The following is a 12,486-nucleotide window of genomic DNA, read 5'->3' on the forward strand; positions in this document are numbered from 1 at the left end:
TATCTCTGGTCATAGTACAATGCACTCTTTTACAGGCAGATCCTTTCTTAAAAATGGTCGAATTTTCTCATAAGCTTCACGATCCGCAGAGGATGCAACATAGCGACAATTTTTACATCTTTTAAAAACATAATAAACTACACTTTAATTAATAAAAATCCTTATTAACTTATCCAGGTCATTCCTTCCGGTATTTTCAGTTAATACAAATCTTTTTGAACGCGAATTCGAATTACTGCTCGTAACTCTTAAACCTTGTTTGTATGAAGAAAATGTACCTCTTGCGCAGCTCGTACCTATTGCACCTGCTGTGTCTCCTCGCATGCTGTTTGTCACTCCAAGCCCAGAATGTGCGGATAACCGGAACAGTCACCTCCGCTTCCGACAATGCCGCGCTCGTCGGTATTTCGGTGCTTGTGAAAGGCACCAACAACGGCACAACCTCCAATGCGACAGGCGAGTACGCCATCACCGCACCGACCGGTGGGACGCTCGTGTACTCGTTTGTAGGCTTTGAAAAACAGGAAGTGGCCATCAATAATCAAAGTGTGATCAATATCGTGCTGAAAGAAGACAATCAACAATTGAATGAAGTGGTAGTAACTGCGTTGGGTGTTAAGCGTGAGAAAAGGCAGCTCGGGTATACCGTTTCCGAAATTTCGGGCGCGAAAATGGCCGCTACCAACGAGCTAAGCCCTATCAGCGCATTGCAGGGCCGCATTCCCGGCGTGCAGATCGACCAGGGAGCGGGTGGGCTTATGGGTAATACAAAAATCCTGATTCGCGGTAACTCTACACTGGGCGTCAACAACCAGCCTATTTTCGTCGTCGACGGTGTAATCCTCGATAATGACGTTTACAATGAGAGTTCGGGCCCGCGAGACTTCGGTAATTCATTGAAAAACCTCAATATGGAGGATTTTGAGAGTGTTTCGGTGCTGAAAGGCTCTGCGGCAGCGGCACTGTACGGCACCAGGGCAATCAATGGCGTGATCCTGATCACGACCAAGAAAGGAGCCCAACGCAAAGGCATCGGCGTGAGTGTTTCCCAGACTTTCAACATGCAGAAACCCTACCGCAGTCCCGATTTCCAGAATGAATACGGCGGCGGAACGGTGGGCGCGTTTTTTACCGATACCCGAGACCCAAACTATAAGCCCGACGAAGCCTGGACCACCAAGGTATTCCCTACCAATGCGCAGGGCCAGCCCTACATCGACCGGCAGCAGAACCGCGAGCTCGAAAACTGGGGACCAAGGTTTGCAGGACAGCAGGTGGTCGATTATGAAGGCAAAATGACCACTTATCAAGCCTATCCCGACAATTACCTCGATGCATTCCAAACCGGCAAAGGCAGCCTGACCAACGTGGCGATCGACGGTGGCAATGAACGGTCTACGTTCCGATTCTCCTACAACCGCGTCGATAGCCGGGGTATCAATTTTAAAAATAACCTCGACAAGAATGCATTCAACCTGCGTGCGACGCAAAACCTGAACAAGTTCCTCGTCGCGGACGTGACGGCCGATTACACTACCACCGAAGGCACCAATCCGCCATCACTAACGCTGAACAACTACATCTGGATCTTCCCTCGAAACTATGACACCCAATATTGGATGCAACGCCAGAATTACACTGGCTACAACGGCGGGCTACGGAATGTGAGCGATGTGAATGAGCCAAACCGCGTTCCCGGGGCCGATTATTGGTTCAATATGTTCGAAAACGATTACACGCAGCGCGAACAAATGGTCCGCGGAAGGCTCGCCCTTACCGCAACCGTTACCGACTGGCTTAAATTGCAGATCGAGGGCAATTTTAACAACCTGTATACTAAAAGCGAGATCAAGGAACTTGGTCAGGGCACCAACTTCACGGGTGGTCGTTACGCCCTGGGCCATTCGACCAAGCAGACGAATTTCATGAAATGGCTCGCCATTTTTAACAAACCAATTACCAAAGACCTCGATTTCAGTGGATATGTCGGTGGTGAATCGCAGCAATACAGCCTGTCGTTCAACAATGCGGAGACGCAGGGCGGGCTTTCTTATCCCGGCAATTTCTTCCTGGCCAACTCGGTACTGGCCCAGAAATCGGAAGGGGGGATCAAAACCCGCCGTTCCTACAAGTCGCTCTATGCCAGCGCAGATTTTGCATGGCGCGAGCAACTTTTTCTTCAAACCACCTGGCGCAGCGACTGGTCATCGGCTTTGACCTATACCAACGGCTCGGGCAACAATTTTTACAGCTACCCCTCGGCCAGCTTGTCATGGGTCTTTTCTCAGACTTTTCATTCTTCATTACCCACCTGGCTGACTTACGGAAAGTTAAGGGGAAACCTAGCCGCATTGGGTGGCGATATCGATCCATTCCTGCTCAACCCCGGCTTCGCGTTCAACGGTTACACCAATGCCGGCGGTTTGGGCGACCAGGCGCTGTCGACATTCAGCTCCCGGTCGACGTTACAACCCAATATCAAGCCCCTCAGAAAAATTGCCAAGGAAATAGGTCTGGAAATGAAGGTATTTAACAACCGCCTGGGCCTCGACCTGTCGGTATACCGCGACAATTCTCGCAACCAGCCTATTCCTATTTCGGCGGCTGTAGAGACCGGCGTGAACAGCATTCTCATCAACGCCGGCAATATCCAGAACACCGGGATCGAGATTGCGCTCGACGCGACGCCGATCAAAGTGGGTTCATTTACCTGGAACAGCACAGTGACATTTTCCCGTAACCGGAACAAAATCATCGAACTGTACGGTGACCGCGAGTATTATGCGCTGGCCGACGAGTCGGGAGGCGGCAACGACTTGATCCCTTATGCGAAAGTCGGCGGCACCTACGGCGTTATCCGCACTAAAATCGCCGCAGCCCGCTTCCAGGGTACCGACGCCAACGACCCGAGGAACGGGATGCCCATTCTCTCATGGCGTGGAGACGCGCGTGCGGCTTTTCCCGCACGCAGCAATGAGTGGAAAGATGTAGGCGATATCAATGCTAAATTCCGCGGCGGATGGGATAATACATTCAGCTACAAACGCTTGTCATTAAATGTACTTTTTGATGCCAAAATCGGCGGGGATATGATCATTACGTCGCTTCGCTATGGAACGCATACGGGCGTGTTCAAGAACACGCTGCAAGGCCGCGATGCGGACCATGGCGGGATCGTATTCACCAGTAAGTTCGATGGCAAGAGCTACGATGACGGTATCCTGCCTGAGGGCGTCTTTGCAGCCGGACAGACCATTACCCAACCCGACGGAAGTAATGTCAATGTCGGCGGCATGACATTCAAAGAGGCTTATGACAAAGGGCTTGTGGAGCCTACGCATTTGCCGCAATACAATTATCGCTACGGTTCATTCTCGACCGCGGTGGGTGATTACTGGATTTCTGAAAACTCCTGGATATCGCTCCGTCAGGTTTCGCTGAGCTATCAGTTTCCACAATCGCTTTGTGAGAAAATCAAGCTTAATGCCTTGTCGATCAACCTCGTAGGACGCGATTTACTATACCTGTATAATACACTGCCCCTGAATTTCAACCCAGCATCCAACTATTCGAACAGCACCGCGGTGCAGAAAGAAGTCGGTTTTATACCGCCGATGACCCGCGCACTGGGCGTGACCCTGCGCGCCGCATTTTGATGTAACCGGTTCCTTTTCAGTACGTTTAAAAGACATTTCAAATGAAAAACATATTAGTCAAATGTGCCGCCGGTACCGTTCTTGCCACCGGCCTGCTATGGGCGACGTCGTGCGAAAATAATTTCGGCGATATCAATACCGACCCGAGCGTCGTGATCACGCCGGATCCCAGGTTCCTTTTCACGCACTCGCTGAACAGCCTGGAGTCATATCAGGGAGCCGAATGGATCTGGGAAAATCTCGAACAACTTCTGCGCTTCTCGCAACACCTGACGACCGATCCTTACGAACTTTCGACCAATATCAACTCGCGGTACTCGGCTTACTACACGAACATCCTGCCGAACCTGGTGGAGATCCGCAAGCAGATCGACCTGAAAACAAACAAGGAACGCTTCCAGAAAATGCGGGCCGCAACTTATGTGGTAAGCGCACTTCATGGCCTCCGTGTTACCGACATGAATGGCTCAATACCTTATTCCCAGGCTATTCAGGGACGCGATGAGCAGAACTACACACCCCAATACGATACACAGAAGGTGCTTTACGATACCTGGCTTACAGAGCTCAATGAGGCCATTACCACGCTCAGTGCGGATCTGCCTGACCAGGAAAACTACGGCAATGCCGATATTATCTACCATGGTGATTGGACCAAGTGGGTGAAAGCTGCCAATACGATCAAATTGCGCATTGCGCTGCGATATGAAGGACAGGATAAGGCAAAAACCCAACAGATTTACAAGGAAGTCGCGGACAATGCCATAGGCCCGATTACCGAAGACGCCGACCAGTTTGCGTACATCGATCCGGACTGGGGCCCGATCGGCGGCGATGTCGATTATCGCAGTACACGCTTTGCAACGAAGTCCATCATGACGTTCCTGAAACAGACCAAAGATCCGCGCATGGTGATCTATTTCAGTCCAAATGACCTGACACCAAGCGCATTAGATTCACTCAAAAAGTATAACCAGCCCGTGCCCGCATTCATCGATGCGGCGGATCCGCTGATTCGTTTTCAGGGCGGCCCGGCCGATTGGACGACGAATCCCACCGTGGCGCAATACTATAAAAACCCGCTCAATGCCGGCAGCAACAAGTACGTGGTGATGTCGACGATCAATAAGGTTTTCTACGCGCCTACGCGCAATGGCGCCAAGGGCACTTTCCACGACTATATGCTTACGAGCGCGGAAACCTGCTTTTACATCGCCGAGTTGATCCAGAAAGGTTACGGAACAGGTTCAAAAATCACGGGCAAGGCGGAAGATTGGTATAAAAAAGGTATTACATCGTCGTTACGCACGATGAATTCGATCGCCCAGGCCGCACTGTCTACCACCGGCCTGACAGCCAATGCCGACGCGGAAATTGCCGCCTACCTCGCGCAACCGGCAGTCAAACTGAATGGCACCAACGACCTCGAACGCATTTACATTCAGGAATACCTCAACTTCATGCGCCTGCCAACGGAAGCATTCACCTTCGTCCGCAGGACCGGTTATCCGAAGAACGGCTCCGCTTATTATCCGCGAGACGCATTTAACGAGGTCATCCCGCGCCGCTACTGGGTCGACGAGCCACCACTTGGCACCAACAACGCCAACTGGCAAACGGCGCAGGCAGAGCAACAATTCACGCCCAACGACCGCACCACCACCACACTGAACAGCCAGAGGTTGTGGTTTGATAAGAATAACCCGGCATTCGGGCAGGGGCAGTAGATTTCGCAGAGGGGAAAGGGAGCAACGGGCGATATGTCAGTCTGAGCGCAGTCGAAGACAGTCCATACCGTAAACCGTAACGTACCGCAAACGCTTCGAACGCCGGGCGGCCACATGCGCCCGGCATGACATTGTCCCTTTCCTCCTCCTCCCAACAGCCCAAAAGACTTGCATTTTTCAAAAACATCTTCCATCTTTGTACTGTAATAAAATAAATTACAGTTATGAACAGCGGTCGCTTTGCCATTTCAGTCCATATTCTTACGCTACTGACTTTTTCGGAGGAAGAATGGACGTCTTCTGAGTATTTGGCTGGTAGCATCAACATTAACCCCGTATTGGTGCGCAAGGAACTCAGCAATCTGCGCGAAAGAGGGTTGGTGACAAGCAAAGAAGGGAAATCTGGCGGTAGCAGATTAGCGAAACCCGCTGACAAAATTTTTATGTCGGAAGTGTACGAGGCTGTGAAACAGAAAGATTTACTAGGCAAAGGTGTCAACTCCCCTAACCCGGATTGTCCGGTCGGCAGAAAGATCAACGACCATCTCGATAGCTTATATGACGAAGCAGAACAGACATTGCTGGCAAGCCTGGGCAAGGTATCATTGGCCGAATTCTGCAAGAAATTCGACTGATTTTTTCTTTGTTCAAAACTGTAACATTTTAAATTCCAGAATATTCATTTAATTAAACCAAATACTTATGAAAATTGCATTGATCGGGGCCACCGGATTTGTGGGCACCCATGTTTTAAAAGAACTGGTTTCACGCGGCCACCAGGTAACTGCCATCGCCCGGAATACTGATAAAGTTGATACCAGCAACGACCTGGTGACCGCAAAGGCAGCAGACGTGATGAACGCTGATAACGTTGCCGCTGTTGTGGCTGGCCACGACGCAGTAATCAGCACTTTCAATGCGGGCTGGACAAACCCAAACATCTACGATGACTTCCTTGCGGGAGCGAAAGCTATTCAGGCCGGCGTAAAGAAAGCCGGAGTAAAACGATTCCTGACCGTCGGCGGTGCCGGCAGCCTTGAAATCACGCCAGGCGTACAATTGGTCGACACTCCCAATTTCCCAGCCGAGTACAAACCCGGTGCGACTGCGGCCCGCGATTACCTGAACATCCTTAAAACCGAAACCCAGCTCGACTGGACTTTCCTCAGTCCTGCCATCGAAATGTCGCCCGCACATCCCGGCGAGCGCACAGGCAAATACCGTACTTCGCTGGATACACCGGTATTCGATGAGCACCACCGAAGCAAGCTTTCTGTGGAAGATACCGCCATTGCGATAGTCGATGAAATTGAGCAAGGTAACTTTGTCAGACAGCGATTTACTGCCGCTTACTAACAATACATTAAATATCAATTATATGTATTATTAGTAAAATATAATAGATTGGTATTATACTTATTATACATTTAATAAGTATAATACTTTAAATGCGTAAAATAAATAGCAAAATATTAAAAAGGTTGATATCATACATACAAATAATTAGTACAATACTTTTCATATGTATATTATTTTTATCGTATTCGCTCAATTAAAACTTTTAATACTTTTAATATAATTTAAAAGATTAATACTTAAAATACATATTTTATTTAAAAATTGTATGAAAAGTATTAATCTTTTCATACGTAAAAAAATCAAAACTTATTGATTATAAGCACGTTAAATTAGTTCAGACCGCCTTTTCAAATAGTTATATCCGCATTGGAACGTAATTCTGTTATAGCTGAGTTGGTATATTTTAACTAAATTTGCTAAGATTAACTCACTTAACATGGCGACAAGCGACACACTTTCATTGACGGAACAGCTTGCAAAGCTGTCATCAAAGGCATTAACAGAGAAAACAGGTAAGGACTGGCACGAATGGATCGAATGGCTGGACGAACTGGGAGGCGAGCAAAAAAGTCACAGGGAGTTGGTCTCGTTGCTGGCGGATCATATTCATAGCCCATGGTATCGGCAAAAAATCGCGCTGGGTTTCCGAGAGGCAAAGGGGCTGCGAGAGCTGGGTGAGGTCAGTTCCGGCTATGAAGTGGGCGTAACAAGGACGGTTCGCGTTCCCCTGAAAAAGGCATGGGAGATTATGACCTCACAAGAAGGGCTCGCAATATGGTTGGGAGACATTACGAAGGGCGACGTCAGCGAAGGCGCATCATTTGAAACAAAACAGGGCATTACGGGTACCATCACCGTACTGGAAGCCGACTCGCATTTCCGCATGGCCTGGAAGCCTGCCAGCTGGCGAAACAGTTCTACCTTGCAGGTACGGGTTACGGGCAGCAAAGCCCGCAGCGCCGGTAAAAGCGTGATCAATTTTCATCATGAAAAGCTACCAAGGGCGTCCGACCGGGCGGCAATGAAGAAGTATTGGGAAGAAAAACTATCCGTTCTGGCTGAAATAATTAAGGGAAAATAAGGTTCTTTGTACCCCAATTTTACAGCCACCAATTATATAATGATGCAGTTCCGTGTTGTCGGCCTATTATTACTTTTTATACTTTTAAGCCATTCAGACCTTTTCGCCCAGCGCTTCCTTATGGACCTGGTGGATACAACCAACCAGATGGGAAAAGGTATGCTCTCGATTTACGAACGTTATAATCGGGTGAGGATCAGCGGATATATTCAGCCTCAGTTCCAGGTCATTTCAAAAGAAGGAGCCGAAACCTATGCCGGCGGCAACTTCTCGGGCCTTTCCAATAATCGCTTTATGCTTCGTCGCGGGCGCCTGCGTGTAGACTATGCCCACTTGAATGAGAATGATGATCCTACATCCTATTTCGTATTTCAGTTCGACGGTACCGAGCGCGGCGTGGCAATCCGTGATTTCTGGGGAAGGTTTTATGAGAACAGATTCAAGGTTTTTGCATTAACTACCGGAATGTTCGCCCGGCCGTTCGGCCATGAAGTAAACCTGTCGTCGGCCAACCGCGAGACACCCGAGCGGGGGCGGATGTCGCAGATCCTGATGCGCACGGAGCGGGACATTGGTTTGATGCTCACCGTTACCAGCCGAAAGACGCAGGAATGGCATCAGAAGCTGAAATTTGATGTGGGTGTCTTCAACGGCCAGGGCATGTCGGGGCCGATGGATTACGACAGCCATAAGGATGTTATCAGCCGGCTTAGCCTTAAACCAAGCAAAATACGGGCGCTAGGCAATGCAACATTGTCTGCGGCGGTGTCGGGGTACGCGGGCGGCATTGTTAGCCAGGGCAACGTGCTTTATAAAACAGAATATAATGGCAGCGGATACCAGGCGGTTCGTGATTCCTCGGCTTCCAATCTTCACAAATTGAGGCCCCGCAATTACGCCGGTGCCGATCTCCAGCTGGCTTTTCCCAACCACGAAGGTGAAACCGAATTCCGCGCCGAATATATCAAAGGGCAACAAACGGCCACCTTCGCAACCAGTGAAACGCCCGGCATCTACCCGGCTACTAACGGCTTGAAGGACCCCCTGTATACGCGCAGTTTCGACGGTGCCTATTTTTATTTCCTCCAACATCTGGGCAGCCTCCATCATCAGTTTGTGATGAAATACGACTGGTACGACCCGAATAAGAAAGTATCCGGCAGGCAAATTTCTGCCGAAAATGGATTTAGTAAAGCCGATCTCCGCTACGATACCTTCGGAGTGGGCTACGTATATACGGCCAATGAATCGTTGAGGTTTATATTCTATTACGAGTTCGTGCGCAACGAGAAGTCGGCCCTGGCCGGTTATGAAAGCGATGTTTCCGACGACGTTTTCACGGCACGCGTTCAATATAACTTCTAGCTTCCGAAGCGTTCGGCTAGTACTTTTTTCCGGTAGATGAAAATCGAATTCACCTCACGGTTCACGATCATCCGGTCGACAATGCTCCCCAGAAAGCCAAATGGCACTTTGTAATGCAGAATATCTTCCATCAATACGCCGCCGTTTTGCTCGGTAAAGCGGTGCTGGTGGTGCCAGAATGCATACGGGCCGAAGCGCTGCTCATCTACAAAATACTGCTTATCAACTACATGTGTGATTTCGGTACACCATTTGAGCGGAATACCGAAGAGCGGCTTCACAATGTAGCGAATGATCTGCCCGGCGTACATTTTCTCACCATGCTGCGCTGACGTTACTACAAATCCCATCTGGGCCGGGGTAATGTCTTTCAGGTTTAAGGGATTGGAGAAAAACGCCCAGGCCTCGTCGAGGCTGATAGGCAACCATTGTGTAAAATATAGCTCGCGCATGCGTTCGTGTTTGTGCCGAATATACGTTAAATTAATAGTCCCGATCAAATTCCGCGCCAGACAGCAGTGCGGAGTTTGGGGTTGGGCAGGCTGCAACCTGCATTTGCTGGCACCTGGCACAGTTTTCTCAGCATTCATCATAATACTTAAATCCGAATAACATGAACAGAAAACAGCTCGCGACCACAACCATTTCTATCCATGCAAGCCCTTCTGCCGTCTGGAAAGCGTTGGTAGAACCCGAACTCGTCAAAAAATACTTTCACGGTACGGAAATGCGCTCCCATTTCACAATAGGCAGCCCTATCACATTCGAAGGCGAATGGCAGGGACAGCGTTATATTGATAAAGGCGAAATTCTGAGAATTACGCCGGAGCGTGAACTCAGCTACTCGTTCTGGAGTCCGCTGTCGGGTATCGAGGATTTTGAGGATAATTATACGCATGTGACTTTCCATTTGTCGGACTACCACGATCATACCACACTTGTGGTTACGCAGGATAATCTCGAAGATGATGAAGCTGTGGTAAAGGCCGAAGGCAACTGGATGAATGTGCTGCACGAACTGAAAAAGGTTGTGGAGGAGGAACGGCTGCACGTGCTCTGATCACATCGTAAAAACTAAAAACCCGTCGGCGCATACCGGCGGGTTTTTAGTTTTTATACTAATCTACAATTTCATTGACAATGCGATCCGTTTCCGGGCAAGATCGACTTCGGTTACTTTTACGGTCACTTGCTGTTGAAGCTTGACAATCTCGTTCGGATCTTTGACAAATTTGTCGGCCAGTTGCGAAACGTGCACAAGTCCGTCCTGTTTCACGCCCACGTCCACGAATGCGCCGAAGGCTGTAATATTCGTAACGATGCCGGGCAGGATCATCCCGATCTTCAAATCCTCCGGCTTACGCACCGAGCTATCGAACTCAAATTTCTTGATTTCCGCACGTGGGTCACGCGACGGCTTTTCGAGCTCTGCTAAAATGTCTCGCAAAGTTGGTAAGCCTACCGACTCGGAAACGTACTGCTCGATCTTGATCTGCCGACGCAATTCCGGTTTTAGCACCAAATCCTTGACCGTCGCACCCGAATCCTTGGCCATTTTCTCGACCAAATCGTAACGCTCAGGATGTACAGCACTGTTATCCAAAGGATTAGATCCATTTTCTATTCGTAAAAAGCCTGCTGCCTGCTCAAATGCCTTTGCTCCGAGACGCGGAACTTTCAATAATTGTTGCCTCGATTTGAAATTTCCGTTTTTAGCTCGAAAATCCACGATATTTTGCGCCAAAGCGGGTCCGAGGCCCGATACATAGCGTAATAAATGCTTACTCGACGTGTTGAGATTTACGCCTACGGAATTCACGCAGCTTTCCACGACTATATCCAACGCATTTCGCAATGAATGCTGGTCGACATCGTGCTGATATTGACCGACGCCAATAGACTTCGGATCTATTTTCACCAACTCCGCCAACGGGTCCATCAGCCGGCGACCGATCGATATGGAACCGCGCACTGTTACATCCTTATCCGGAAACTCGTCCCTCGCAACCTCCGAAGCCGAGTAAATGGATGCGCCTTGCTCACTCACCATGAACAGCCCGATCTCCGCTGACCGTCCCGCGCTTTCCAGCAGCTTCTTTACAAAGTCCTCTGTTTCGCGACCGGCAGTTCCGTTGCCGACGGCAATCGCCTCGACTTTGAATTTACGGATCAATTCATTCACGCGTGCTCCGGCATCAGCCGGTTTATCGAATGGGTAAATGACATGATCGGCGACTAGGTTTCCCTGGTTGTCCAGCACCACTACTTTACAACCCGTTCGATAACCCGGGTCGATGGCAAGCACCGTTTTTTGTCCGAGGGGCGATGCTAGCAGCAACTGCCGGAGGTTTTCGGTAAAGACCTGAATAGCCGCGACGTCTGCCTTCTCTCTCGAAAGGTTCGCAAACTCTGTTTCAATGGATGGTTTGAGTAATCTCTTGTAGCTGTCGGCGATAGCGAGTTCGAGCTGGTCCTTGCAAGCTTCTGTGCCAAACATGAAAAGCCGGTCGAGCGCCTCCAGGGCAGAATCCTCATCCGGTGAAATGTCGACGCTTAGAATGCCTTCCTCTTCTCCACGGCGCAATGCTAACAACCTGTGCGATGGGATTTTGGCCAAAGGCTCCGAAAACTCGAAGTAATCGCGGTATTTGGCACCTTCCTCCTCCTTCTTCTTCTTTACTTTGGAAGTAATAACAGCCCCGCGCTGAAAAGCATAGCGGATTTTGGTACGTGCATCCTGGTTTTCATTGATCCACTCTGCAATAATGTCCCTCGCTCCCTGCAATGCCTCACCCGTATTGGCGACCTGATCGTTCAGGAAACCACCGGCCTTTCCCTCGGGATCGCGCTCCTTACCTTCGAAAATAAGCTTGGCAAGCGGTTCCAGACCCTTTTCCACCGCAATCGTAGCCCGTGTTTTTCTTTTTTGTTTATAGGGAAGATAAAGGTCTTCCAGCTCGGTCATCGAAAAGACGCCTTCAATTTTCTTTTTGAGCTCCGGTGTGAGCTTGCCTTGTTCTTCAATGCTTTTCAGAATGGCTTCCCGGCGCTTCTCGACCTCCTGCTGCTTTTGCCAGGCTTCCTTGACATTTCCGATCTGTACTTCGTCGAGCCCGCCGGTCGCTTCCTTGCGATAGCGGGAAATGAAAGGCACTGTGGCACCTTCCTCGAACAATGCAATGGTATTTCTGACCTGCTTGTCGCTGACGCCGGCCTGTTGTGCTATTAGGGTGTAGTTCATGTTTACTAACGACATTGGAAACGGCAAATAAAGCGGATATTCGCAGTTTTAAAAACT

9 protein-coding genes are annotated in these 12,486 nt (G+C 49.5%); 7 read left to right on the forward strand and 2 right to left on the reverse strand.

Annotated features, from left to right (window positions below; genetic code table 11):
* The first annotated feature begins 263 nt into the window (after nt 1–263).
* The 6 genes from LZD49_RS05585 to LZD49_RS05610 all read left to right on the forward strand — a co-directional run bounded on the left by LZD49_RS05585 (nt 264) and on the right by LZD49_RS05610 (nt 9,188).
* Entirely contained in the window at nt 264–3,656 is a 3,393-nt protein-coding gene (locus tag LZD49_RS05585) for a SusC/RagA family TonB-linked outer membrane protein (protein ID WP_234666329.1), read from the forward strand.
* Between the two features lie 41 nt (nt 3,657–3,697).
* Entirely contained in the window at nt 3,698–5,383 is a 1,686-nt protein-coding gene (locus LZD49_RS05590) for a SusD/RagB family nutrient-binding outer membrane lipoprotein (protein WP_234666330.1), read from the forward strand.
* Between the two features lie 224 nt (nt 5,384–5,607).
* Nucleotides 5,608–6,018, forward strand: a complete 411-nt coding sequence (locus tag LZD49_RS05595; protein ID WP_234666331.1) for an Rrf2 family transcriptional regulator — start codon at nt 5,608–5,610, stop codon at nt 6,016–6,018.
* A 67-nt stretch (nt 6,019–6,085) separates the two neighbouring features.
* Nucleotides 6,086–6,739: an NAD(P)-dependent oxidoreductase gene (locus LZD49_RS05600; RefSeq protein WP_234666332.1), complete on the forward strand. Its 654-nt coding sequence runs from the start codon at nt 6,086–6,088 to the stop codon at nt 6,737–6,739.
* Nucleotides 6,740–7,178: 439 nt separating this feature from the next.
* Nucleotides 7,179–7,823: an SRPBCC domain-containing protein gene (locus tag LZD49_RS05605; RefSeq protein ID WP_234666333.1), complete on the forward strand. Its 645-nt coding sequence runs from the start codon at nt 7,179–7,181 to the stop codon at nt 7,821–7,823.
* A gap of 39 nt (nt 7,824–7,862) precedes the next feature.
* Nucleotides 7,863–9,188 carry a porin gene (locus LZD49_RS05610; RefSeq protein WP_234666334.1) on the forward strand — a complete coding sequence of 442 codons (1,326 nt, stop codon included), beginning with the start codon at nt 7,863–7,865 and terminating at the stop codon, nt 9,186–9,188.
* Here the strand turns inward: LZD49_RS05610 and LZD49_RS05615 are convergent.
* The gene (locus LZD49_RS05615; RefSeq protein ID WP_234666335.1) at nt 9,185–9,640 is read right to left on the reverse strand and encodes an SRPBCC family protein; all 456 of its coding nucleotides are present in this window, start codon (nt 9,638–9,640) and stop codon (nt 9,185–9,187) included. The genes LZD49_RS05610 and LZD49_RS05615 overlap by 4 nt on opposite strands.
* Before the next feature lie 161 nt (nt 9,641–9,801).
* On the opposite strand from LZD49_RS05615, the gene LZD49_RS05620 reads away from it, so the two are divergent.
* Nucleotides 9,802–10,248: an SRPBCC domain-containing protein gene (locus tag LZD49_RS05620; protein ID WP_234666336.1), complete on the forward strand. Its 447-nt coding sequence runs from the start codon at nt 9,802–9,804 to the stop codon at nt 10,246–10,248.
* Nucleotides 10,249–10,311: 63 nt separating this feature from the next.
* Here the strand turns inward: LZD49_RS05620 and LZD49_RS05625 are convergent, their stop codons facing one another.
* On the reverse strand, nt 10,312–12,429 hold the full coding sequence (locus tag LZD49_RS05625) for a Tex family protein (protein WP_234666337.1): 2,118 nt from the start codon (nt 12,427–12,429) through the stop codon (nt 10,312–10,314).
* Between the last annotated feature and the right edge of the window lie 57 nt (nt 12,430–12,486).

The organism is Dyadobacter sp. CY261 (genome assembly GCF_021440085.1).
Taxonomy (GTDB): Bacteria; Bacteroidota; Bacteroidia; order Cytophagales; family Spirosomataceae; genus Dyadobacter.

Excerpts from the sequence above, each read along its gene's own strand:
- LZD49_RS05615 (WP_234666335.1), bottom strand. The coding sequence starts at position 9,640 with ATGCGCGAGCTATATTTTACACAATGGTTGCCTATCAGCCTCGACGAG.
- LZD49_RS05585 (WP_234666329.1), top strand. The coding sequence starts at position 264 with ATGAAGAAAATGTACCTCTTGCGCAGCTCGTACCTATTGCACCTGCTG.
- LZD49_RS05600 (WP_234666332.1), top strand. The coding sequence starts at position 6,086 with ATGAAAATTGCATTGATCGGGGCCACCGGATTTGTGGGCACCCATGTT.
- LZD49_RS05590 (WP_234666330.1), top strand. The coding sequence starts at position 3,698 with ATGAAAAACATATTAGTCAAATGTGCCGCCGGTACCGTTCTTGCCACC.
- LZD49_RS05620 (WP_234666336.1), top strand. The coding sequence starts at position 9,802 with ATGAACAGAAAACAGCTCGCGACCACAACCATTTCTATCCATGCAAGC.
- LZD49_RS05610 (WP_234666334.1), top strand. The coding sequence starts at position 7,863 with ATGATGCAGTTCCGTGTTGTCGGCCTATTATTACTTTTTATACTTTTA.
- LZD49_RS05625 (WP_234666337.1), bottom strand. The coding sequence starts at position 12,429 with ATGAACTACACCCTAATAGCACAACAGGCCGGCGTCAGCGACAAGCAG.
- LZD49_RS05605 (WP_234666333.1), top strand. The coding sequence starts at position 7,179 with ATGGCGACAAGCGACACACTTTCATTGACGGAACAGCTTGCAAAGCTG.
- LZD49_RS05595 (WP_234666331.1), top strand. The coding sequence starts at position 5,608 with ATGAACAGCGGTCGCTTTGCCATTTCAGTCCATATTCTTACGCTACTG.